This is a genomic window from Lebetimonas natsushimae, from assembly GCF_002335445.1.
GTDB classification, from domain to species: domain Bacteria; phylum Campylobacterota; class Campylobacteria; order Campylobacterales; family Nautiliaceae; genus Lebetimonas; species Lebetimonas natsushimae.
Genome location: NZ_BDME01000002.1, coordinates 181,181 through 205,336, shown reverse-complemented (window position 1 = coordinate 205,336; position 24,156 = coordinate 181,181). Strand labels below are relative to the sequence as shown.

Here is a 24,156-nt window from a genome sequence, read left to right as displayed (position 1 = left end):
AAAGGATAATTTTGTTTAAGGTAAAAAAAGATTCATTAGCTAAAGTATTTTTTCATGATTTAAAAAACAAATTATTCAGTATAAAATTTAATCTTTTTTTACTTTTAAACAAAAAACTCTCTCCCGAAAAAGAAAAAGACATCCTTCAAAAAATTTCCATTACAACAGAAGAATCAATTGATTTGGTATTAGATTATCTTGAATTAGATCAATACAAAAAAGAAAGATTTTTAAATTATAAAAATATAAACTTAGGTGATTTAATAGAAAAAGTTATAAACGAGCTGCAAACAGAAACTGAAAAAAAGAATATAACCATTTATTTTACAAAAAAAGACGCTTGTATAAAAGCAGATGAAAAATGGTTAAAAAAAGCAATATACAATATTCTTCATAATGCAATAAAATATAATAAACAAAACGGAAAAATTATTATTCTCATAGACGAGAATGAAAAAAATTTTTTAATTACCATAAAAGATACCGGCATAGGTATATCAAAAGAAGAACAAAAAGAAATATTTAAAAGATATTTTACAACAGATAAAACAGGAAGCGGAATTGGACTTAATTTTGTAAAAGCCGTAATTAAAACATTAGGTGGAAAAATATATTTTGAAAGTGAAAAAAACAAAGGCACTTCTTTTTATATTCTACTGCCCAAAATTGCTAAAAAAATAAAAATACAACAATTGACATTAGCCATGAGTTCATTTATACTCATATCTTCTCTTATCATAAATTATTTTTTTTGCTTTTTCCCTCAAAATATTAAATATAAAACTAATGGCAATATAAAAATTGCAATGCTTGAAAACGGAGTTTTTATAAAAAGTTATATAAATGATAAATATAAAATTAAAGCATATAAAAATCTTTTTTCTAATAAATTTAAAACAAAAATTATCATATCAAGAGCTGATACATATATCAAAACAAACGGAAATAAAATAAAAGTTATCTCTCCTTATATAAGTTTAAAAAATTTAGGAACAGAATTTGAAACAAATGTAAAAAAAGAAACTAGCGTAAGTGTATTTAACGGAAAAATAAAGGCGAAAAATTTTATAATTCCTAAAAACAAAGGTTTAGTTGTTTCAAATAAATTAAAAATAGTACCTCTTCCAAAAAAAGTTGAAAAAATTTTTATAAAATCTGGCAAAATTGTCAAAATAGCCTGGCAGTCTATATATAAAAACTTTAGAATTTACTTGCTAAAAAATAATAATATTTCAACTATTAAAGAAATTGATACCGATAAAAAAATAATTACATTAGATAATTTACCTGATGGCAGATGGTATGGTAAAATTCAAGCCATTAAAGACAATTTATATTCTCCTTTTAAAAAATTTACCTTTATTTCTTTAATAAATTATTACAAGGCTTTAGAAGCATATAAACAAAATGATATTCTCACTGCTAAAAGATATTTGCAAAAATCCATTAAAACTATAAACAATATCTCTTATAAACCATATTATTTATACGGAACGATTTTATTGAAAGAAAATAACAACAATGGAATTTTATATGCAAAAAAAGCGTGTGAAATTGCAAAAAACAATGAAACTTTATATTTATTAGCAGAATTTTATTTCAAATCAAAAAATTATAAAAAAATAATAAATATTTTGCCTAAAAATACAGATAATTATAAAATTAACCTCTTACTTGCTAAAACATATATAAAATTAAACGATATTCAAAAGGCTAAAAACTATCTCTACAAAATATTGGAAAATAAAAATGATAAAATAGCAGAAAAATTACTTCTCAAATTAAAACCGGAATTATTAATACAAGGAAAATAAATGCAGTTGATAGAAGCGATTAAAAAATCGGATTTTTCACTTATAGAAGGTAATAGCAAATCAGGAAAACTTACTTTTTCACTTTTTATGCTAAATAAATTAAATATAAACAATCCGTTATTAATATCCACTATAAATAAATCCATAATTCAAAAACGATTAGATAATTTAAAAAACACACAAAATAATAATTTTCAAAAAATATTCCAAAACATTCAATTATATTCTTTAAAAAGCAATTGGGAAAATATAAAAACATCTTACGGTTTTGATTTACTGACAGAGGATTTAAACAAATTAATCAATGATAAAAAACCCGATACTTTAATTTTTCACAGACCTGATTTAATGTTTAGCGAAATAGAATTTGAATATGCAAAAACTTTTATAGAAAATTTAATTAATTTAAAAAACACTCTTAATTTTAAACTTTTTATCACTACAGATATTGATTCGGTTATTAGTAAATTCAGTGAAAATTATACTGATATCACTTTCTTAATAAAAAACGAAAACAATTTGAGAAAAATAATTATTAAAAATTCAATATATCCTCTGGAAAGTTATGAATATTTTTTTTCACTAAAAAATTTCAGTTTAGAAAAATTAAAAGACAATACACAAAGAAATGAAAATATAACAATAAAAACAAAACCGAAAATGCTGATAATTTCCAAAGATGAATATTTTATAAAATTACACAAATATCTTTTTGAAAAATATTTTGATTTATTATTTGCCAAAACTATTGGAGAAGTATTAAGTAAAATTATGCAAAATCCCGATCTTATCATATATCAGACTGGAGAAGAAAGACCTGATAGAACAGTTTGTAATTTGGTAAAAGAAAACAAATTTAATTCTAAAATTATTTACTTTATAAACAAAGATTTTATAAGAACAGAAGACAAAATGGAAATCAACTATTTAGGATGTTATGAAATAATACCTAAAATTTTTAATTTAGAAGAATATATTTTTATATTGGAAAAAGCAACAAACAATTATTTTTATACAAAAATTATACAAAAACTGCCTGCGTTAAAACAGATAATGTCATCAAAAAATTTAAATGAAATCATTAAAAATTTATACAACGAAAAGATATATTTTTCAATCATTAAATTAAACAAAAAAATCAATAATATCGAAAAAAAACTAAGAATGCATGATTTTATTTTTAAATCTGAAAAATTTACCTGTATAATTCTAATTGATGTAACAAAAATATTTTTTGAAAACAGATTAAAAAACAAATTCAATCTCAACAAAAACGAATATGAAATAATTGAAGCAATAGAATGGCCGGAAAAAAAGGATATATGCAAATGAAAAGAATTATTTTATTAATAGGAACTTTTTTATTTGCCATTGATATAAACATTTCATCTTTGGAAAAAGAAGTTACTTCCAATCCTGATGATATTAATAACAGGTTGGTATTAATAAAATATTATATAGACAAAAATGAAACAAAAGCTTTAAAGTACATAAATGATGTATTAAAAAAAGACAAAAACAACAAATATGCAAAACAATTTCTTTATATCATAAAATTTAAAACCACCAATGCAAATCAAAAAATTAAAGACCTTTATGATAAACAAAAATATAAAGAACTTCTAAATTTTTTTGAAGCTTATAAAAGCTATAAAAAAATTGATACTTTAAAAGATGAAAGTTTGTTAAAAATTGCTAGAGTATATATGTGGGAAGGTAAATATAATGATTCATTATACTTATTAAATTTTGTAAAAGATAAAAAAAATGTAGATGTTTATGAAATAAAAGCATATGACTACTATTATATGGGGAAATTAAAAGAAGCCGAAAAATATTTTAAAATTTTATATTATTCTACCGGTAAATTAGAATATGCAAAAAAACTTTTAGATATATATTTAATCAATAAAGATATAGAAAATGCAAAAAAATTACTCTTTTATCTGAAAAGAAACGGAAATAATCCAATAGTTAAAGAATATGAAGAAAAACTTAATAAACTAAAAGAAGAATACATTAAAAAATTATATGAAAATTACAAAAAAGAACCTACCTTTAAAAATTTACAACCTCTTTTTTATGCATTATACAATGAAGACAAAGAAAAAGCCTACAAATTAATGGAAGAATACATAAAAAACAATCCTACAGATGACAATGCAAAAATCTTTTTTGCAAAAGTTCTTACCTGGAACGGTGATACAAAACAGGCTCTAAAATATTTAAGAAATTTAAATTCAGTTAAAGCAAAACTGCTTATTGGTAAAATATTTGCATGGGATGGAAATTATGATAAAGCAATAGTTTATTTAAGCGATGTATATGACAATGGTAATATTCAAGAAAAATATGAAGCTTTAAAAATGCTTGGATTTATAGCCATGTGGCAAGACAAAAAAGAAAAAGCTAAAAAAATTTTTGAAAAACTTTTAAAACAAAACCCTGATGATGAAGAAGTAAAAGAAGCTTTAATGATTTTAAGCGGAAATGTCAAACCCCTAATAAAAAAATATGAAAAAATTTATTTAAAAAATCCTAGTGAAGAAGTTATTTTAAAATTGGCCGATTTATATTATCAAGACAAAAATTATAAAAAAGCTGCACAATTTTATGAAAAATATTTGAAACTTCATCCTGAAAAAATAGAAACATATAAAACATTGGGAGATATTTACCTAGCACTTAAAAACTATTATAAAGCTTTCGGATATTTAGAATATTATGCAAATATGAAAAATACAAAAGAAGCATATTTGGATTTGGCTAAAAGATATTACTGGTATGGATTCAACAGGGAAGCTCTTTCAGTTGTTGATGATATATTAAAAAAATATCCTAATTATGAAGATGCTGTTATTTTAAAAGCAAAAATTTTAAAAATAAACCCTAGATTTGTAAATTCATCTTCCGCTGCAACAATTGATGAATACTTTAACAACAAGTCAAAAGAACTTCTTGTATTTGGAGACAGGGCATATTTTAACGGTTTTTATGCAACTGCGGGCGATTATTACAAAAATTATTTGATATTAAACCCAAATGATTATAATGTCAGGGAAAAATATGCTTATACATTGGAATATAATAAAGAGTATAAAAAAGCAGCAGGTGAATTTTTTCTTTTAATGTGGTATAAAAATGATAATTTAACAAAATATCACTATGCTTATAACTTACAACAATCCGGACAAATTGATAAAGCAAAAAAAATATACAAAGAAATTTTATCTTCTTTACCAAAACCTTTGCCAAACTTCTTAAAAAACTTTTTAGAACAATGGAAAAAAGCCTGGGAGAGTATGAATTTTGAAAAATACTCCTCTTTTTATGACAAAAAAATAAAAAACAATATTTATTGGAAATTAAGAAAACAAAATATATTTAAAAATGCATGGTTTATAAGCGTTGGTATTTATGATCCTGTTTTAATTAAAAAAGAAAAAAATATTTATATTGTAAAATTTTTTCAGACATATGCATCAAAAAACAAAAAAGACAAAGGTTACAAAACTTTATGGATCAAATGTAACAATAAAACAAATTGCAAAATTATAAAAGAACAATGGAAAGCCGGAAAATATATCCCTTATAATAAAAATGACTCATTAGAAAAATATATATATGAAAATTTAAAAAATTTAAAAAAAAAACCTTTTAATCCCCAAAAAGTAATTAATGAAAATATTAACAACTTTAACAATACACAAAATATTCAAACAATCGAAGAAAATATATCAAAATATTTAAACGAATCCAATTTGAGTTCTCCGATTAAATTAACTTCAAAAAAAAAGCTGGTAGAAGAAAATCAAACTTTAAATTATCAATATATAAAATTAAAAAGCATCAATAAAGCGAAAATAAACAAAATTCTTTCTTCAGATTTGTTAAATTACAGTTATTATAAAAATCATCTGATTTATAATTTAGATTATTTTAAAGACAATCAACAAACAAAAATGCTGACTCATTATTTACAATATAAAAGAAGTTTTAAAAATTTTGACATTTTTTTATTTCACAGGTGGTATAAAATTTATGAAAAAAACGCTCAAAAAAGTGGAAATGATACAGGAATGGGATTTACAAAAAACAGATTGACAATGGATGTTTTTAAAGATAACAGCGGAACAAACTCCATCGGATGGGATTTAAGTTATAGATTTCCTTATTTTTTATTTAATTTAAATAAACGTAATCTCGTATATTCAAGAAAAACGATATGTGCCTCAAAACATAAAAGATTAAAAGCAGAAATTACCAATTACAATTACTCTAACCATAAAGAATTATGGTATTCAATAGCTTATGAAAAAATTGACGATGGAAACAGTGTGTTTACTCCCCAAATAGACACTGACATATTATATTTAAAACCGATTAACATATATTTTTCAGGATGGTATCAGTTTAACTCAAAACAGTCTGAGTGTTATTATTCCCCTAATAAAATTGATAACAACATAATAGGTATAAAATACAATAATAATATCTCAAAATATTTACATTTAGTTGCAAAAGCCGGAATAGGTTATAGTTTTTGGGACAGAATAAAACTATATGAAATAGGCGGATGGATTGATACAATAAATTTTGATTCTTTTTACAGTAGATTGGGTTGTAAATACAGTAACTCTTCTAAAAATTTCTCTTCTAATAATTATAATTTTTATGAATGTATATTTACCATAGGGAAAGACTGGTGAAAGATTTTACTGTTTTTTTAATAACTATTTTATTAATTGTACTGCTTGGAATAATAATGTATTTTTTTTACAGGGATTTTTATTTAATAAACAATATTTTTGCAAAAATAGGTTATGGAATAATTTTGTTTTTTACTTCTTTGGTATTGCTCAGATATATGATAATGCTATTTTTTTCAATGTTAAAAACAATATTTAAAACAGCTGATGAAGGAGAATTTGAAAATATTATCAATCATAAAGTTTCTGTAATTATACCTGCATATAATGAAGAAGCGGTAATTGCTTCATCTATCGAATCACTCCTAAAACAAACCTACCCATATATGGAAATAATTGTTGTAGATGATGGTAGCACAGATAATACATATAAAATTGCTTCAAAATTTATACACAATAAATACAATAAACCGGTAATACCTATAAAAAAACCTAACGGAGGCAAAGCCAGTGCTATTAATATGGGAATAAAAAATTCCACTGGCGAAATAATAATGGTAGTTGATGCGGATTCAAAGCTTGAAAAAAATGCAGTCGAACTTATGCAAAAATATTTTACAGATCCAGATATAGCTGCTGTTGCGGGCAGTGTATTTGTGGCAAATAAAGTAAATCTAATAACTAAATTACAGGCCCTTGAATATATTGAGGGACTTAATATGATAAGAAACGGTCAGGCATTAGTTAAACTTGTAAATATAATCCCCGGCCCCATCGGAATGTTTAGAAAAGAAGCTTTGTATGAAGTTGGACTTTATGATGACGATACATTTGCAGAAGATTGTGATGTTACATTAAAACTTATCGCTAAAGGATATAAAATTGATTTTGAAAGCGATGCAGTAGCTTATACTGAAGCACCTGAAAATTTACTTGATTTAATAAAACAGAGATATAGATGGACAAGAGGGATTTTACAATCCATAAAAAAACACAAACACTTATTATGGCATTTTAAAATTAATCCCGCAGCTTCAATAACGTTATGGTATATGCTTTTTGAAGGTATTTTCTGGCCATTTATCGATGTATGGACAAATATATTTATAATTTATTTAGCTCTAACATCAGGAGTCAGTATTTTAATTTTTTACTGGTGGTTAATGTTTACAATCGTAGATATGGCGGGAGCGTTTTATTGTCTGCTTGTAACGGGAGAAGATTTAAGTTTAATGTTTTATGCGGTATTTTACAGATTATTTTTTATTACAATAATAAATATTGCTAAAATTTTAGCTACAATAGAAGAATGGTTTGGAATTGAAATGAGTTGGGGAAAATTGGAGAGGAAAGGGAGAATATGAATCTTTTGGCTTTTTTATCAATGTTAATTTTAGTAATAACAATACTAACTTTGGTTTTTGGTGTACTTGCATATTTTTTATATAAAAAAAGAGAGGCAAGTAAAAAAAATATAAACAAAAAAAAATTATATGAAGAAATTTTAGATGAAATCGGAGGAGAATATGTATTCTTTGAATAGACTGAAATATGATGTGATGATAATATTTTTTCTTCTTTTAATGGTAATTTTCATGGGATATTTCTTTTATCAAGTATTTCCTAAAAACAAATTAAACTTTTCATTTTTCAATAACAAAGAAAAAACTGATATATATATAATTAATTCAAATACAAACAATGATTATTTTTTGGATATTGGGATTTTAGACAATTATAAAGACAATATAATAAAACTTCAAAACAAATTCCTAACGGCAAATATAAAAAGCAAAATAATCAATATTGAAGATATAAAAAATATTCCTGAAAACTCTATAATAATATTACCTGATATTATTTCAATCAGTAAAAAAGAGTTTAATATAATAAAACAATTTTTAGCAAACGGAGGAAATATTATTTTTAATTATCATTTTGGATATATGGATAACAATAAATTAGTAAAAGCCAAAAGAATAGAGGAAATTACAAAATTAAAATACATTAAGGAAGGTATTTCAAAAAAAAATTCACCTTTCTTGGTACCCAAAGTTTTATCTCCTTTTATACTTTCATCTACAAAAGCTCATAGAATTGATTCGGCATTATACGGAGGGGATATAATACCTGTTTTTAGGTCATCAAAAATTCCAGATTTTGTATATACAAACTGGGCAATCACTTCCACCTTAATGGATTTAGACACAAACAAACTTTTAGATTTTTATGAAGATGGAGCGGTATGGCATGGGAAATATATGAAGGGAAACTGGCTATATTTTAATTTTCCCCTTTATGTATTGTTAGATTTGAATAATAACGATTTTAACTTTATATTAAATAATATTATTAATTATTTCAAAAATCCTATTACAGTATCCATTTATCCGTATATAGACTATAAAAAGGCCGTATTCATTTCAGAAGACACAGAATATGAATATCCTTACGGACTTAACTTTGCAACTCTTGCGAACAAATATGACATTAACGTTACAATGTTTTGTGTAGCAAAACTTGCTGAAGAATATCCAGAAATCACAAAAAAGGAAAGTAAATTTTCCAATGTTGAAATAGGCTCCCACAGTTATTCACATACTAAAATAGTAGGAACTACATTAGAAAAATATAAACAAGAAACTATTGGTTCCAAACAGATTTTAGAAAAAATTATAAACAAAAAAATTTACGGATTCAGACCACCAAGAGAAGAAATCGACAAAACAATGATAAATTTATTAATAAAAGGGGGATATAAGTATGTTATGGAAAAAGAAAAACCTTATTTACTGCCAAAAGAAGAATATAAAGGAATTGTAACTATTCCAAGACACGGTACAGACGATTATCTTTATTTGGTACAGCTTGACTGGGATAAAACCAAAATCTTAAAAAGAATAATATATGAAACAGATTTTTTAACCAAAATAAATACTATTTATACCCTAAGTGTTCATACCCACCTTTTAAGTTATAAATCCAATATTGCTATTGAAAAAGCATACTTTGATTATTTAAAAACAAAAAAAGACATTATGCCTTTAAAGGGTATGGATTTAATTAAAAGATATTACTGGAAAAAAAACATTCATATATCCACAGCTTTTTATAATAATAAAGCTGTTATCAATATTAACAATAAAAATAAAATTTCAATAAAAAATCTAAAAATAAGAATTTACACCCCTGATATAAAAATAAAATCAATAGTTACAGAAATTGTAAATTCCAAAATAAAAATAATTAAAAAAACCAAGGAATATATGGATGTTGAAATTTCAGAAATTAATCCATTATCTAACATTGCCATTTTTGTTTATTACTAATGTCTATTCTTTTTATATAGGAGTCGGAGGATTTAGTGTATGCGAATATCATAATAAGACAATAAGCACATACAGTAAAAAATGTCTGTTTAAAAAAAGAAAAAACATAAGTTACTTTTTAAAAAAAGAACTCCCTAATGTAAATGCAATTTCAATATGGATTACAAAAGATTGGAAAGAATACTGGTATCCGGCTAAAACAATAAACAATTTTATAAAAAAAGGTTACACTCCAATTTTTATATTTTACTGGTTTGGAGATGATATATCACCTGAATTTGTCAAAAAAAATAAAAACAACTATTTAAATGCAATAAAAAAATTTTCAAAATTTCTCCAAAAAATAAATGGAGAAAAAATAATCATTTTTAATCCTGAATTCAATGAAAATAACATTTCAGAATATAAAAAATTTGATTACCTGCAAGCCAAATCTATATTAGACATAAAAGAAAAAGTAAAAAATACCAAGATAGGTATATGCTTCGGAGATTTTGGAATATATGACAGAATATGGGATAATGAAAATTGGGATTATGATACCAAAAATATTGATTACAGCGTAAGAGTAAGTGATTTTGTTGCATTTCAGGAAATGAGAGCTGTTACAAAAAACAAAAAAAAAGAAATTTTAAACACACCTGAAAGGGCTCTGGCTTTTTCAATATATCTCTATCAAAAATATAAAAAACCTACATTTTTAGCTTATTTGGCAATATCAAGTTATAAAAATGATAAAATCCAAACACAAGTAATTAAAAAATTAAATTCACTCTTACCTCTTTTCAAAAAAAGTGCTCATTTAATCGGAATAAATTATTTTAATTATATAGACAATCCTTTACATAAAGGTTATTTTAATATAGCAGAAAAATATTGGGGCCTAAAAACAAAAGACGGAAAAGAAAAACCTGCTTTTTTTGAATTTAAAAAAATCAAATAACCTTATCTTGACATATGTTCAAAAAATTATTATAATTCCTTTGAACATATGTTCAAAGGATAAGCAATGCCAAAAAGAATCAGAAGACGAATACAGGGTAGGTTTCATCATAACTGTTTTAAACCATGTGGAATGCCTGGTCATAAATTAGAACATATAACTCTTACAAAAGATGAAATAGAAGCCATAAGACTTGCTGATTTTAAAGGGATGTACCAAGAAGATGCTGCAAAAGAAATGGAAATTTCAAGACCTACATTTAGCAGAATATTAAATAATGCAAGAAAAAAAATTGCCACTGCTTTGATTGAAGGCAGGGCAATAGAAATAGAAAACTTTTAAGGAGGAGAAAATGAAAATTGCATTTCCAACAAACAATAAAGAAACAATAGCAGGTCATATAGGACTTTGCAAAGGATTATTGATTATAGATACCGAAACAGGAGAAAAATTTTATATTGAAAATCCTATAATGAAACAAATTCAAGAAGAACACATTGATTTAAAAGGCACAAAAGAAGGTGAGAGAGGGCTTGGGACTGGTAGGGTAATACCTCCACTTTTGGCAGAAGCGGGGGTAAACGTATTGGTGTCAAGGGAATTTGGGGAAGGTATAGCTTTTAATCTTGAAAGAGAGGGAATTATTCCTTATCAAACAGATGAAAAAAATATTGAAAATGTACTAAATCAAATTAAGGAGGAAGATATGAGAGGATTTGGTAGAGGTTTCGGATATGGTAGAAGATATGGCTACGGAAGAGGTTTTGGTTATAGAAGAGACATTGACTATGACAGAGATTTTGAAAGAGATGAATTAGATAGAGAATATGGATATGGAAGAGGTTTTGGATACGGTAGAGGTTTAGGACGCGGCTATGGCAGAGGTTTTGGTTTTGGCCGTGGATTTGGTAGAGGTTACGGAAGAGGATTTGGTAGAGGATTCGGATGGAGAAGATGGGAAGATTAATTCTTCTCCTTTTTCAAAAATTTTTTAAAATTAAATTAAAGGAAAAAAATGAGAGGATTTTGTAGAGGATATAGAAGAGGTTTTGGACATGACAGAGGTTTCAGTTATGGAAGGAATATTGACTATGATAGAAATTTTGAAAAAGGCTACGGATACGGTAGAGATTTAGGAAGACGCTTATTTAACAGATGTCTCGGGTGGGGACGTGCATTTAGAAGATTTTTTAGAGGAGGATTTGGTTTTAGAAGATGTGGAAGATAATTAATTTCCTTCTTCAAAACTTCCATAATTTAAATATTTTTCAAATCTTCTTTGAAGTAAATCATTAACGGACAGTTCTTTTAATTCTTTTATATTTTTAAGAAAATAATCTTTTATATTTTTTGCAGTTGTTTCATAATCCCTGTGGGCACCTTCAATCGGTTCATCGATAATATCATCTATTAATCCCAGTTCTTTGAGTTCTTCTGCAGAAATTTTAAGGGCTTTTGTAGCATCTTCAGCCTTACTTCCATCACCCCATAAGATTGCCGCACAACCTTCAGGAGAAATTACACTAAACACAGAATATTTAAGCATAGCAAATTTATCTGCAACCCCTATAGCAAGTGCACCACCGCTTCCGCCTTCTCCTATAACAACAGAAACAGTTGGTGTTTTTATACGTGAGAGTTCAAACAGATTTTTTGCAATCGCTTCACTCTGACCTCTCTCTTCCGCACCTATTCCAGGAAATGCACCCGGAGTATCTACTAAAAAAAGAATTGGTAAATTAAATTTTTCAGCAAGCTTTGCTATACGCAAAGCTTTTCTATAACCTTCAGGATGAGGCATTCCAAAATTTCTTGTTATTTTTTCTTTTGTGTTTCTACCTTTTTCCTCTCCTATCACAACACATTCAACATCACCTATTTTACCGATAAAACACACAATTGCAGGATCATCTCTGAATTCCCTATCTCCATGCAATTCATATTTTTCATCCATTATTAAATTAATAATATCTATGGAATGAGGCCTGTCAGGATGACGAGCTAGTTGAAGTTTTTGATAAGGAGATAAATTTTTAAAGGTTTTTTCTATTTCTTTTTTAAGTTCTTTCTCAAGAGTTTCAGCAGCATGAATATCGCCTTTGATTTTAGCGATATCTACTTGTGATTTAATTTCTTCAATTTTTTTCTCAAAATCAAGTACCGCCAAATTATACCTTTTTAAAAATTACAACGCCGTTGGTTCCACCAAAACCAAAAGAATTGCTCATAGCTACATTAATTTCGGCTTCCCTTGCCTCATTTGGCACATAATCCAAATCACATTCTGGATCCGGTTCTTCATAATTAATAGTAGGAGGTAATATATTTTTTTGCATAGCCATTAATGTAATTACCGCTTCTATTGTACCAGCAGCTCCCAGACAATGCCCTGTCGCACCTTTTGTTGAACTTACAGGAGGACATTTTTCTTTTGAGCCAAAAAGTTTTTTAATAGCCATAGTTTCATATAAATCATTATATTTTGTAGAAGTTCCATGTGCGTTGATATAATCAATTTTAGGACACCCAGCCATTTCATATGCCATTTTCATAGCCCTGTATGCTCCCTCACCTCCTGGTGCTGGGGTAGTAATATGGTTGGCATCACCGCTTTCACCTACTCCTATGATTTCAGCATAAATTTTTGCGCCTCTTTCAAGTGCATCTTCATATTTTTCCAATATAAGACACGCACCGCCTTCTCCCATTACAAAACCATCTCTTTTTGCATCAAACGGTCTAGAAGCCTTCTGAGGTTCATCATTTCTGGTAGAAAGAGCTTTCATAGCTGAAAATCCTCCAACTCCTACAGGACATATACAAGCTTCACCTGCTACTACCATCATTTTATCTGCCATTCCGGCTTTTATTGTTTTATATGCTTCAGTTATTGCGTGGGTTCCGGCAGCACAAGCAGTTACACTTGCAAGATTCGGTCCTTTTAACTTATATTCAATTGATACAAAACCTCCAAGCATATTTACTAATGCACTTGGAATAAAAAACGGTGAAATTCTTCTTGGACCTCTTGTTTCAACAATTACACTTGCCTTTTCAATTACAGGAAGACCGCCGATTCCACTTGCAGCAGAAATACCAAATCTGTCACTGTCATATTCGCTAAGTCCGCTATCAGCCATTGCCTCTTTTGCAGCTGCAAGTCCAAATTGAATAAATCTATCAGCTTTTTTTACATCTTTCGGATTCATTATTGTTGTTGGATCAAATCCTTTTACTTCTCCTGCAACCTGAGAAGCAAAACCTTCAGGATCAAAATGGGTTATTCTATCAACACCGGTTTTTCCAGCTATAATATTATTAAAACTTTCAACTCTATTTAATCCTACAGAATTTATCATTCCTATACCAGTTACAACTATTCTCATAAACATCCTTTTAAAGTAGTAGGTAATAAATAAATCTTTTTATTCATTACTTACTACTCTCAAAAAAGAGAGTAAAAAATTAAGCTTTTGCTTTTTCTATATAATCAACAACGTCTTGAACTGTTTTGATTTTTTCAGCTTCACTGTCTGGAATTTCAATTTCAAATTTTTCCTCAAGCGCCATAATCATTTCTACCACATCCAAACTGTCAGCACCTAAGTCTTCTACAAATCTTGATTCAGGTTTTACTTCATCAGGGCTTACATTTAACTGCTCAACGATAACTTCTTTTACTTCATCAAATAATGCCATTATAATCTCCTTTTAATTTTTTAGCATTTTACCAAAAAATAACTCTATTTTACAAATTCCATTTAAATTACTTAATTATTGAATAATATAATTTAATATTTTTTAAAAACAATAATAAAAAATGTACAAATATGTGCCAGACACTTAATTTATAAATTATTAAAAAGGAGAAAAATTATTCTCCTCTTGGAGCTCTTGGTCTAGCTTCGTTTACTCTAAGTCTTCTTCCTTGGAAATCTTTACCGTCTAGCTCTTCTATAGCTGTATCAGCACCGCTTTCCATTTCAACGAATCCAAATCCTTTGCTTCTACCTGTTTCTCTATCATTTATAATTTTTACTGAAATTACTTCCCCATATTCTGCGAATAATGGTTTTAAATCTTCTTCAGTTGCTTGATAGTTAATGTTTCCTACGTAAAGTGTTTTCATGTGATCTTCCTAAAATTAAATTTGCACTGACAGTATAACACCTTTTTAACAAAATTGCAAATAAAATGATAAAATTTTAAAAAAAAGGAAAAGTATGTCTGTAAAACAACATTATATAGAATTTAGAAATGCCCTAAGTAAAGGAGATACAGCCAAAGCGGAAGAGGAATTTGAAAAAGCTTTTAATGAAGCTTTTTTATATTATCAACAAAAATTAAGTGAAAATAAAAAATTTGATTTATCCAATGAAGACGAATTGTTTGCATTAGTAACATTATTTGATAACATAATCGGATACTACAAAGAAGGAATGTATGAAGAAGGAATAAGTTACTGCGAAAATCTGATAGAACTTGTAGATTCACCAAAACTTAAAGAAATGTTTAAAGGATTTTCTCTTGGAATGCAAAAAGGAATTGATATAAATACATTTTTTAAAGAATATGTAGATATAAGCAAAGTAGATGCTGAATTTCCAATGTTTTTATGTAATTTTAAAGAAAAAATAAAAGAATTAGTTGAGTGACGTTCTAAGATTTGTATTTATTTTTAAACTAAATCCAAAAGGAGTTTTAAGAAGGAGGTTTACTCTTTTATTTCCCGGATTTTTTATTATTTCATTATATATTTTTATTAAATCCTCTTCATAATTTTCACTTAATTCTCTTTCAATTAGACAAATTTCTTCTTTAATTGCAGCCTTTTCGTTCTGAGCTTCTTCAATAGACATTATTTTTTTACAGGTAATCCTTAAAAAATCTGCCACTTTATCCACATTTGCTTTTATAGCAATAGGTTCATCCAAATTAAATTGTTCTAAATTTTCCAAATCCCTCTCAAAAATCATAATATCAATTTTTCCATGAAAATCCATAAGTGTCGCTATTGCAAATTTATTTCCTTTTTTTGACATTCTCACTTTCATTGATTCAATCTTACCTACAAACAAAGCCTCTTTTCCCAAAATTTCTTCAATTTCACTTGAAAGGTTATATTCAAGTTTATCAATCTGTTCTTTAAATGGGTCAAGCGGATGGGCTGAAACATAAAATCCAAGCGTTTCAAATTCACCCTCAAGCAGGGTTTTTACATCAAATTCCACTAAATTTGGAATTTTAAGTTCTTCCACTTCTTCCTCTTCTTGTAAATCAGCAAACAAAGAGTTGGCATGATTTAGTGCATTTTTTCTATCTTCCACTCTTTTTTTGTATTCAAGCATATCTTCAATTGCGTTAAGCATTGCTTTTCTTGAATATCCAAAATCATCCATGGCCCCGGCTTTTATAAGCTGTTCCAAAACTTTTTTATTAACTTTAGTAGTATCCACATTTAAAATAAAATCATTTAAATCTTTAAACGGCCTGTTTTCCACAATTGATTCAATTGCTTTGCTACCTACCCCTTTAATCGCACTTAGTCCAAAAAGAATTTTTTCTCCAATTGGAGTAAATTCGGCATTAGATTTATTGACATTTGGAGACAGTACTTCTATTCCAAGAGATTTAGCTTCTTCAATATATTTTGCAATTTTATCTGTATTATCGGCTTCATAGGTCATTAAAGCTGCAAAAAATTCCGCTGGATAATATTTTTTTAAAAAAGAAGTCTGATAAGTAATAAGCGCATATGCAGCTGAATGGGATTTGTTAAATCCGTAACCTGCAAATTTTTCTATTAAATTAAATAAACTTTTGGCATTTTCATAAGAAAATCCCTTCTCAGCGGCACGGGTTGCAAACTCTTCAGCATATTTTGCCATCAAATCGGCTTTTTTCTTACCCATTGCCCTTCTGATAATATCGGCTTCTCCAAGAGAAAATCCGCCGATTGCCTGGACTATCTGCATAACCTGTTCCTGATAAACGATAACTCCGTAAGTCGGTTTTAAAATGGGTTCAAGCACTTCCGTAAATTCATCAAAAAAATAACTTATCTCTTTTCTGCCGTGTTTTCTTTCTATATAATCATCAAGCATTCCGCTTTCCATCGGTCCCGGACGGTAGAGGGCCAGCATCGCAATAATATCCTCAAAAGTGGAAGGTTTAAGCCTTCTTGCCAAATCCTGCATCCCTTGAGATTCTATTTGGAATAAGCCAAGGGTTTTACCTGATTGAATCAGATTAAAAACATTTTCATCATCTAAATTCAGATTGTCAATATCTACATCTTCGCCTCTGTTTGCTTTTACATTTTTAATAGCCCTGTCAATTACCGTTAATGTTTTAAGACCCAAAAAGTCAAATTTAATCAAATCCACAGGTTCCAGGTAATTCAGTGAATACTGTGTAACAATTGTATCATCATTTTCATCAGGTCTGTATAAAGGGGATTTTTTCCAAAGTTCCTCATCGCTTATTACAACCCCGGCAGCATGCATTCCGGTATTTCTTTTTAACCCTTCAAGATTTAAACCAAACGAATAAAGTCTGTTATATAAAGGCTCTTCCTCTATTATTTTTTTTATTTTCTCTTCCATTTCAAGAGCTTTTTGGAGGGTAATTCCAAGCTGGTCCGGAATCAGTTTTACAAATTTGTCGGCTTCGTCATATTTTATTCCAAAAATTCTTGCAACATCCCTTAAAACCCCTTTTGCAAGCAAAGAACCGAATGTAATAACCTGTGCCACGTTTACTTTACCGTATTTGTTTCTTACATATTCAATTATTTCCCCTCTTCGCTCCTGACAAAAGTCCATATCAATATCTGGCATTGAAACCCTCTCAGGGTTTAAAAACCTCTCAAATAGCAGATGATATCTTATGGGATCAAGGTTTGTAATTTTAAGAGAATATGCAACCAAACTTCCTGCTGCACTACCCCTTCCGGGTCCTACAGGAATTTTTCTTTTTTTTGCCTCCCTTACAAAATCCCAGACTATCAGCATATATCCTGGGAATTTCATTCTTTTTATAATATCTATTTCATATTCAAGTCTGTCCCAGTAAGTTTTATGCAAATCTTCCGGAATGTTTTTAAGCCTCTCTTTAAGCCCCTCACGGCATTTATATTCAAAATATTCCACATCGCTCTCAATTTCAAGCCCTTCAGCCGCCGCATACTCTTTTGTAAATTTAAAAGTAGGAGGAGTAGGGTTTCCAAGAGGAATTTCAAGATTCACACTTGCAGAGAGTTTATCCGTATTTGCAACAGCCTCGGGCAAATCGGCAAAAATTTCATTCATCTCATCAATTGATTTAAAATAATTTTTTCCAACTTCTATTTTTCTATGTAAATCATCAAAAAGTTTATTGTTTTCTATGCACTCAAGCGCTTCTTTATAAATATAATCGCCTTTTTCAAGATAAAAAACATTGCTGCTTGCAAGCAGAGGAATATCAAATTCATGGCTTAAGGCAATTAAATCATTTTCAATTAAAGTCTCTTTTTCATTATCCCTTCTTATCTCCAAAAAAAGTTCATTAAACTTTTTATAATCATTTAAAATTTCTTTTGCTCTTTCTATTCCCCCTGCACCTTTTAAAACATTTTCTTCATCAAATATATTTAAATGAAACCCGACTTCGCTCTCAAGCATAGGTAAAATCACAATTAATCCGTCCTGATTTTCAAGCAATTTTTCAAAAGGAATCTGAGGCACTTTTTTATAAAAATCCAGATAACTCACCGAACTTAAATACATTAAATTATCATAACCTTTTTTATTTTTAGCTAAGATTATCACTCTTGAGAGAAAATCATTTCTGTTTATGATAATTTCACTTCCGATAATCGGCTTAATTTCATTTTTCTTACATGTTTCATAAAATTCAATTGCACTAAACATATTATCAAGTTCGGTTATTCCAAGTGCATTATATCCGTATTCATTTGCCTTTTTTACCAGATCTTTTATTCTGATAGTTGAATGAAGCAGTGAATAATCACTGTGAATATGAAAAAGAACCATTTATCAAACCTTTTAATTTTTCTTTATCCAAAATTTTTATAGACTTTTCACAATAACAGATAATTTCTTCATTTTTTAACCTGCTTAAAATTCTGCTGAGGGTTTCCGGGCTCATACCCAGCTCTTTTGCTAGCATATATTTTTTTCTTTTTACAAATTTTTGAGGAAAATTTAAAAGAGTAAAAACAACCCTTTTTGTAGCATCATATTTTTGAAGTTTGTTAAATTCCATCTCCTGTAAAATCTGGTTACTGAGCATTTTTATAATTCTATCGCTAAACGGAGGATGTGAGATGTATTTTGCAAACTTATTATAATCAATCTCAATAATTTCCGATTCATTAATACTCACTGCACTAAGGCAGTAAGGCCTGTTTTGAATCTGAGAAATTAGTCCGAAAATATCACCGCATCCAAACTGGTTTTTTGGAATAATTTCACCTTTTTCGTCAGAATCATACATTAAAACATTACCTCTTACAATACCATAAAATTTATCTTTTTTTTCACCTTCATAAAAAATTATTTCATCTTTATGATAAGTTTTTAATTTAGAAAAAGAGGCAATTTCACTTAAAAGCTCATCTGAAATATTAAAAAAAAGAAAAATTCGTCTTAGTTTATCTATCATTCTTCTATTCTAATATAATTAATTGGCTTAATTACAAATTTTTCTTTTTCTATTTCTTTTATTGCATTTTTAACATTTTTTTCAATTGATTTATGGGTTGCAAAAAGAAGTTTTACAAATCCGTCTCTTGGTTTTTGCAGGAAACTTTCGATTGAAATATCATTTTTTGCCAAAATATGCGCAATTTTTTCAAGCACGCCAATTTCATCATTAACGGCAATTCTTAAATAATATTTTGTTTCAATTTCATCTGGAGTTTTTAAAGTCAGTTTTTCAATTTCAAGAGGTTTTTTATATCCTAGCATCGGTTTGTTTTGACCTCTTGCAATTTCGATAATATCACTTATTACAGCGCTGGCAGTTGCATCTCCCCCGGCCCCGGGTCCGTAATACATAGTCTCACCCACAACATCGCCGATAACACTTACGGCATTCATAACACCTTCAACTTTTGCAATCATTTTACTTTGTGGAATTAATGTAGGATGTACACGAAGTTCTATTTTATTGTTATCTTTTTTGGCAATTCCGAGAAGTTTAATTTCATAACCAAACTCTTTTGCAAACTCAATATCTACCAAATTAATATTTTCAATTCCCTCAATTAAAATATCCTCTGGCTTTGCATCAATATTATACGCAATACTTGCCAAAATAAGCAGTTTGTGGGCAGCATCAAATCCCCCCACATCAAAAGTCGGGTCAGCTTCCGCATATCCAAGAACCTGTGCTTCTTTCAAAACGTCAGAATAATCTCTTCCCTTTTTCATTTCGCTTAAAATATAATTACACGTTCCGTTTATAATCCCCTGAATTTCTTCAATGTGATTTGCACTTAGCCCATCTCTCAGTGCCTTAATTACAGGAATACCCCCTGCAACGCTAGCTTCGTATTCAAAAGGGGTTTTTGCCAGTTTTTGAAGTTCGAATCTATGATATGCAAGAAGGGCCTTATTTGCTGTAACTACGGCTTTTCCATGTTTGAGCGCATCACTTACAACCTTATACGCTTCTTCAACCCCTCCCATAAGTTCTACTACTATATCAATTTCACTGTCTCTTGTTACTTTTTTATAATCATCGGTAAGTTCTATATCAACATCTCTTTTTTTATTTAAGTTTTTAACAACAGCCCTAACAGGCATTATTTCCTTTCCGGCCCTTGAAGTAATTATGTCTCTGTTTTTCTGTAAAACTTTTACAACGCTTGTGCCAACCGTGCCAAGACCCACTATTCCAATCTTAACCATTATTTTCCTTTAAACTCTTAAGAAAATATTTTACATTTTTAGCAGCCTGACGGATTCTTTTTTCATTTTCAATTAAAGCAATTCTTACATAATCATCCCCGTATGCACCAAATCCAATTCCAGGACTTACCGCAATATGAGCTTCCGTAAGCAGCCTTTTTGAAAATTCCAAACTTCCAAGATGTCTTGCGACTTCAGGAATTTTTGCCCATACAAACATTGTGGCTTTCGGTTTTTCTATTTCCCAGCCGGCATTTGCAAAACTTTCAATCAAAACATCCCTTCTTTTTTCATAAGTTTCAACAACATCTTTTACCAAATGGGTATAATCCCTAAGCGCCACTGTTGCGGCTACCTGAATAGGGGTAAACATTCCGTAATCTATCCAGGATTTATATTTTTGAAGAGCTCCGATTAATACAGGATTTCCTACCATAAATCCGACTCTCCAACCTGCCATATTATAACTTTTGGATAATGTAAAACTCTCAACCGCAACTTCTTTAGCCCCTTTAGCTTCAAAAATGGACGGTGTTTTGTATCCGTCAAATGTAATATCAGCATACGCAATATCACTTATAATATAAAGCCCCTCTTCCTTTGCAAAATCAACCGCTTTTTGCCAAAAATCTTTATTAACAGTAACAGTTGTAGGATTATGTGGGAAATTTAAAACCAAAAATTTCGGTTTTGGCACTGATTCAATCATAGCAAGTTTCAACTGAGCGAAAAAATCATCTTCATCCAATTCATATTGTTCATTATATGTAAGTTTAATCTTTCTGACACTAGCTCCGGCCAGCATAAAAGCGTATGAATGGATTGGATATGTAGGATCCGGAACAATTGCCACATCCCCTACATTTGTAATAGCCTGTGTTAAATGAACATATCCTTCTTTGCTACCCATTGTTACAACAGCTTCTGTTTCCGGATTAAGGGAGACGTTATATCTTCTTGCATACCAGTTGCAAATCGCTTCTCTAAGCTTATAAATACCCTTACTGACTGAATATCTGTGATTTTTTGGTTTTCTTGCAGCTTCTATCAATTTATCAACTATCGGTTTTGGAGTAGGACCGTCCGGATTTCCCATAGAAAAATCTATAATATCTTCACCAGCCCTTCTTGCCTGAAGTTTAAGCTCATTTATTACTGCAAAAATATAATTGGGAAGTCTTTCTATTCTTTCAAAATGATTCATTTTAGTCCTTTAATTAAAATACCTCTTTTAAAATTTATTTTTGAAAAATTGTCTTTTATTTTTATATATACAGTGTATTCCGGAATATTTAAACTTAAAAATCTACACACTTTTTTATATGCAATTATATTCAAAATATTTAAATTTTTATCATAAAAAACAATATAAGGATACCAATTGTCAAGTTTCGAAGAAACAATACTCATTTTTTTGAATCCATTAGGTGTCACCCAATATTCACCTTTAGCATTAATATATTTTTTTTCTTCCTTATTTAACTTAATTGCGGGAAGTTTAGCGTTTTGAGCGTCTATAAAATAATAATACTTATCTTTTTTTATTATATTTACAACTCTGCAACCGTAATTTTCAATTGTATTTATCAAAATTAAAGGATTTATATAATGATTTGTTTTCATTTCAATATCTACCGTATATTTATTGTTTTGATAAATTAATTTTGAAGGATAAAAATAATAATATCCCATTAAATTCAAAGTTTTGTATAAAATTTTAGCTTCAAGTATTGGGTTGTTATTTTCAAAAACAAATTCGGTGTTTATAATTTGCGGTTTATCAAAAAAAAGATTTATAAGACCTAAATTTTCTAATTTTTTTACACTTTCTTTAAGAGTTAAATTGTTATCAAATTTCAATAACGGAGCATAATTTTCATATTCTTGTTTACCGATTAGATTAATAACATAGTTGTTTGCAAAAAGAAATATTCCCAAAAATATTATTAATTTTTTCATTTTTCATACTCGTTCGGTTTTTTTAAATATTCGTATTTTCCGTTTTTAAACAGTATTCTTACAATTTTTTTTGTATTTGGAGTAATGTTTTTATCATCATATAAAACAGTAATATTTCCGTGACCAAATTTTATATAATAATTTCCTTTTAATATTTTGGGTTTACTTGTTAGATATTCAACCGATTTGTTATTATCTATATTTAACGCCCTAAACCACACCATTTCATTTGGTAATATTGTTATATTGTATTCTTTTATAATATTTTTTTCTATTTTAACTGAAGATGTATTATACTTTATAGTATTAGAAATATTTGTCTCATTATTTACAATGGAACTGTTAATACCGCCTACAATATTTTCATTTGTTTTATTATTATTTTCACTGTTGTTTTTTTCTGATCCATTTTCAGTCACGTTATTTACAACCGTTGTTTTATTTGCTTCAACAATTAATTCATCTTTTGTATTATTTTTGTTAAAAAATTTAAAATACAAAAATGAAGTCAAAACAAATATAATTAAAATTAAAATCCATAAACAACTTCTTTTTTCTTTTATTTTATCACTTTTATTTTTTTGAATGTTGTCTGATTTTTTATTGTTTTTGTCATCGCTATGATGAAAATACCCTTCATATTCCTTAATTAATTCATTTAAATCAACTTTATATTTTTTTTCTATAAGTCTGATAAATCCGACAAATTTTACCCTTGGTAATTTATCAAATTCTTTGTTTTTAATAAATCTGAGTGATATAGGTGAAATTTTCGTTTTTTTATTTATTTCTTCTATTGAATGTAGTTCAAAAAAATCATCTGCATTCATTTGTAATCCTATCTATTAAAATTGCAGCGGCACTTGATACATTCAGCGAATCAAAATCTCTTTTCATTTCAATTGTAATTATATCATCTAATTTTTCTTTTACCCTTTTATTTAACCCTTCACCTTCGCTTCCCAAAATCAATGCTGTTTTAAAAGTAGTATCCACTTTGCATTTACCGTTCATATCAGCACCGATTAATTTATATCCTTTTGTTTTTAAAATATTGACAAGTTCAAGAATGTTAAAAAAAGAAATTATTTTCATATCAATGGCAGCCCCTGCACTTGTGCGGATTAATTGAGGCCATTTAAGTTCTTTTATGCCTGTTACAATAATTAAATCTATACCTAAAGCATAAGAAGTACGAACTATATTTCCAATATTTCCCATATCTGTTATATTATCTAAAACAATAATTTTTTCACCGATTATTTCATATTCTACAGGGGTAAAATCAATTTTTGCAAAATAACCCTGATGGTTTTGATTATGGGAGATTTTTTGAGCTGTTTTATTGTCTATAAAATTAACTTTAAAATTTTTTAATTTTTTTAATTCAAATTTACTTAATTTTTTACTTATTAAAATTTCTTTTACAATTTCAGGATGTTTATTTATTATATATTCAACCACCCTTTTTCCATATACCGTCACGATTACTCTTTTTTATTGAATTGTAACAAAATAAGTAAAATATTTCAATGTGTCTGGCAC

Annotated in this window: 22 protein-coding genes; 11 read left to right on the top strand and 11 right to left on the bottom strand. The window is 28.2% G+C overall.

What is annotated here, in order from left to right:
- Nucleotides 1-11: 11 nt before the first annotated feature.
- From LNAT_RS05490 to LNAT_RS05445, 10 genes are all read left to right on the top strand, one after another.
- A complete protein-coding gene (locus LNAT_RS05490; RefSeq protein WP_096259213.1) occupies nt 12-1,814 on the top strand; it encodes a sensor histidine kinase in 1,803 nt (600 codons plus the stop codon).
- Nucleotides 1,815-3,146 (top strand): hypothetical protein, encoded by a 1,332-nt coding sequence (locus LNAT_RS05485; RefSeq protein WP_096259210.1) that lies wholly within the window; start codon nt 1,815-1,817, stop codon nt 3,144-3,146.
- Complete coding sequence (locus tag LNAT_RS05480) at nt 3,143-6,523, top strand: tetratricopeptide repeat protein (protein WP_172413509.1); 3,381 nt, start codon at nt 3,143-3,145, stop codon at nt 6,521-6,523. Before LNAT_RS05485 ends, LNAT_RS05480 begins: the two co-directional genes overlap by 4 nt.
- A complete protein-coding gene (locus tag LNAT_RS05475) occupies nt 6,520-7,827 on the top strand; it encodes a glycosyltransferase family 2 protein (protein WP_172413508.1) in 1,308 nt (435 codons plus the stop codon). Before LNAT_RS05480 ends, LNAT_RS05475 begins: the two co-directional genes overlap by 4 nt.
- The gene (locus tag LNAT_RS05470; RefSeq protein WP_096259201.1) at nt 7,824-8,006 is read left to right on the top strand and encodes a hypothetical protein; all 183 of its coding nucleotides are present in this window, start codon (nt 7,824-7,826) and stop codon (nt 8,004-8,006) included. Before LNAT_RS05475 ends, LNAT_RS05470 begins: the two co-directional genes overlap by 4 nt.
- Complete coding sequence (locus tag LNAT_RS05465; RefSeq protein ID WP_172413507.1) at nt 7,999-9,792, top strand: polysaccharide deacetylase family protein; 1,794 nt, start codon at nt 7,999-8,001, stop codon at nt 9,790-9,792. The genes LNAT_RS05470 and LNAT_RS05465 overlap by 8 nt, the downstream gene beginning before the upstream one ends.
- Nucleotides 9,734-10,735: a D-aminoacyl-tRNA deacylase gene (locus LNAT_RS05460; protein WP_096259195.1), complete on the top strand. Its 1,002-nt coding sequence runs from the start codon at nt 9,734-9,736 to the stop codon at nt 10,733-10,735. The genes LNAT_RS05465 and LNAT_RS05460 overlap by 59 nt, the downstream gene beginning before the upstream one ends.
- A gap of 66 nt (nt 10,736-10,801) precedes the next feature.
- The gene (locus LNAT_RS05455) at nt 10,802-11,077 is read left to right on the top strand and encodes a DUF134 domain-containing protein (protein WP_096259192.1); all 276 of its coding nucleotides are present in this window, start codon (nt 10,802-10,804) and stop codon (nt 11,075-11,077) included.
- 10 nt (nt 11,078-11,087) lie between these two features.
- Entirely contained in the window at nt 11,088-11,702 is a 615-nt protein-coding gene (locus LNAT_RS05450; RefSeq protein ID WP_096259189.1) for a NifB/NifX family molybdenum-iron cluster-binding protein, read from the top strand.
- Nucleotides 11,703-11,750: 48 nt separating this feature from the next.
- Nucleotides 11,751-11,963 carry a hypothetical protein gene (locus LNAT_RS05445; RefSeq protein ID WP_096259185.1) on the top strand — a complete coding sequence of 71 codons (213 nt, stop codon included), beginning with the start codon at nt 11,751-11,753 and terminating at the stop codon, nt 11,961-11,963.
- On the opposite strand, the gene accA is transcribed toward LNAT_RS05445, so the two are convergent.
- From accA to LNAT_RS05425, 4 genes are all read right to left on the bottom strand, one after another.
- On the bottom strand, nt 11,964-12,902 hold the full coding sequence (accA, locus tag LNAT_RS05440; RefSeq protein WP_096259182.1) for an acetyl-CoA carboxylase carboxyl transferase subunit alpha: 939 nt from the start codon (nt 12,900-12,902) through the stop codon (nt 11,964-11,966).
- A gap of 1 nt (nt 12,903) precedes the next feature.
- Nucleotides 12,904-14,121, bottom strand: coding sequence for a beta-ketoacyl-ACP synthase II (locus tag LNAT_RS05435; protein ID WP_096259179.1), 1,218 nt, complete (start codon nt 14,119-14,121; stop codon nt 12,904-12,906).
- A gap of 79 nt (nt 14,122-14,200) precedes the next feature.
- Nucleotides 14,201-14,434: an acyl carrier protein gene (gene acpP / locus LNAT_RS05430; RefSeq protein WP_096259176.1), complete on the bottom strand. Its 234-nt coding sequence runs from the start codon at nt 14,432-14,434 to the stop codon at nt 14,201-14,203.
- Nucleotides 14,435-14,609: 175 nt separating this feature from the next.
- On the bottom strand, nt 14,610-14,864 hold the full coding sequence (locus LNAT_RS05425; RefSeq protein WP_096259173.1) for an RNA recognition motif domain-containing protein: 255 nt from the start codon (nt 14,862-14,864) through the stop codon (nt 14,610-14,612).
- Nucleotides 14,865-14,958: 94 nt separating this feature from the next.
- On the opposite strand from LNAT_RS05425, the gene LNAT_RS05420 reads away from it, so the two are divergent.
- On the top strand, nt 14,959-15,390 hold the full coding sequence (locus LNAT_RS05420) for a DNA polymerase III subunit alpha (RefSeq protein ID WP_096259170.1): 432 nt from the start codon (nt 14,959-14,961) through the stop codon (nt 15,388-15,390).
- On the opposite strand, the gene dnaE is transcribed toward LNAT_RS05420, so the two are convergent.
- The 7 genes from dnaE to LNAT_RS05385 are packed head-to-tail and all read right to left on the bottom strand — an operon-like array spanning nt 15,379 to nt 24,096.
- Entirely contained in the window at nt 15,379-18,771 is a 3,393-nt protein-coding gene (gene dnaE, locus LNAT_RS05415; RefSeq protein WP_096259167.1) for a DNA polymerase III subunit alpha, read from the bottom strand. The genes LNAT_RS05420 and dnaE overlap by 12 nt on opposite strands.
- Nucleotides 18,746-19,402, bottom strand: coding sequence for a Crp/Fnr family transcriptional regulator (locus tag LNAT_RS05410; protein ID WP_096259164.1), 657 nt, complete (start codon nt 19,400-19,402; stop codon nt 18,746-18,748). Before LNAT_RS05410 ends, dnaE begins: the two co-directional genes overlap by 26 nt.
- Nucleotides 19,399-20,652: a homoserine dehydrogenase gene (locus LNAT_RS05405; protein WP_096259161.1), complete on the bottom strand. Its 1,254-nt coding sequence runs from the start codon at nt 20,650-20,652 to the stop codon at nt 19,399-19,401. Before LNAT_RS05405 ends, LNAT_RS05410 begins: the two co-directional genes overlap by 4 nt.
- Nucleotides 20,645-21,856 carry an LL-diaminopimelate aminotransferase gene (locus LNAT_RS05400; RefSeq protein WP_096259157.1) on the bottom strand — a complete coding sequence of 404 codons (1,212 nt, stop codon included), beginning with the start codon at nt 21,854-21,856 and terminating at the stop codon, nt 20,645-20,647. The genes LNAT_RS05405 and LNAT_RS05400 overlap by 8 nt, the downstream gene beginning before the upstream one ends.
- Nucleotides 21,853-22,611 (bottom strand): hypothetical protein, encoded by a 759-nt coding sequence (locus LNAT_RS05395; RefSeq protein ID WP_096259154.1) that lies wholly within the window; start codon nt 22,609-22,611, stop codon nt 21,853-21,855. Before LNAT_RS05395 ends, LNAT_RS05400 begins: the two co-directional genes overlap by 4 nt.
- The gene (locus LNAT_RS05390) at nt 22,608-23,441 is read right to left on the bottom strand and encodes a helix-turn-helix domain-containing protein (RefSeq protein ID WP_096259151.1); all 834 of its coding nucleotides are present in this window, start codon (nt 23,439-23,441) and stop codon (nt 22,608-22,610) included. Before LNAT_RS05390 ends, LNAT_RS05395 begins: the two co-directional genes overlap by 4 nt.
- Entirely contained in the window at nt 23,428-24,096 is a 669-nt protein-coding gene (locus LNAT_RS05385; RefSeq protein WP_096259148.1) for a TrmH family RNA methyltransferase, read from the bottom strand. Before LNAT_RS05385 ends, LNAT_RS05390 begins: the two co-directional genes overlap by 14 nt.
- Nucleotides 24,097-24,156 lie beyond the last annotated feature (60 nt).

Coding starts and splice junctions, on each gene's coding strand:
- LNAT_RS05485 (WP_096259210.1), top strand. CDS start 1,815: ATGCAGTTGATAGAAGCGATTAAAAAATCGGATTTTTCACTTATAGAA.
- LNAT_RS05480 (WP_172413509.1), top strand. CDS start 3,143: ATGAAAAGAATTATTTTATTAATAGGAACTTTTTTATTTGCCATTGAT.
- LNAT_RS05470 (WP_096259201.1), top strand. CDS start 7,824: ATGAATCTTTTGGCTTTTTTATCAATGTTAATTTTAGTAATAACAATA.
- LNAT_RS05460 (WP_096259195.1), top strand. CDS start 9,734: ATGTTGAAATTTCAGAAATTAATCCATTATCTAACATTGCCATTTTTG.
- LNAT_RS05455 (WP_096259192.1), top strand. CDS start 10,802: ATGCCAAAAAGAATCAGAAGACGAATACAGGGTAGGTTTCATCATAAC.
- LNAT_RS05450 (WP_096259189.1), top strand. CDS start 11,088: ATGAAAATTGCATTTCCAACAAACAATAAAGAAACAATAGCAGGTCAT.
- LNAT_RS05445 (WP_096259185.1), top strand. CDS start 11,751: ATGAGAGGATTTTGTAGAGGATATAGAAGAGGTTTTGGACATGACAGA.
- LNAT_RS05435 (WP_096259179.1), bottom strand. CDS start 14,121: ATGAGAATAGTTGTAACTGGTATAGGAATGATAAATTCTGTAGGATTA.
- acpP (WP_096259176.1), bottom strand. CDS start 14,434: ATGGCATTATTTGATGAAGTAAAAGAAGTTATCGTTGAGCAGTTAAAT.
- LNAT_RS05425 (WP_096259173.1), bottom strand. CDS start 14,864: ATGAAAACACTTTACGTAGGAAACATTAACTATCAAGCAACTGAAGAA.
- LNAT_RS05420 (WP_096259170.1), top strand. CDS start 14,959: ATGTCTGTAAAACAACATTATATAGAATTTAGAAATGCCCTAAGTAAA.
- dnaE (WP_096259167.1), bottom strand. CDS start 18,771: ATGGTTCTTTTTCATATTCACAGTGATTATTCACTGCTTCATTCAACT.
- LNAT_RS05410 (WP_096259164.1), bottom strand. CDS start 19,402: ATGATAGATAAACTAAGACGAATTTTTCTTTTTTTTAATATTTCAGAT.
- LNAT_RS05405 (WP_096259161.1), bottom strand. CDS start 20,652: ATGGTTAAGATTGGAATAGTGGGTCTTGGCACGGTTGGCACAAGCGTT.
- LNAT_RS05400 (WP_096259157.1), bottom strand. CDS start 21,856: ATGAATCATTTTGAAAGAATAGAAAGACTTCCCAATTATATTTTTGCA.
- LNAT_RS05395 (WP_096259154.1), bottom strand. CDS start 22,611: ATGAAAAAATTAATAATATTTTTGGGAATATTTCTTTTTGCAAACAAC.
- LNAT_RS05390 (WP_096259151.1), bottom strand. CDS start 23,441: ATGAATGCAGATGATTTTTTTGAACTACATTCAATAGAAGAAATAAAT.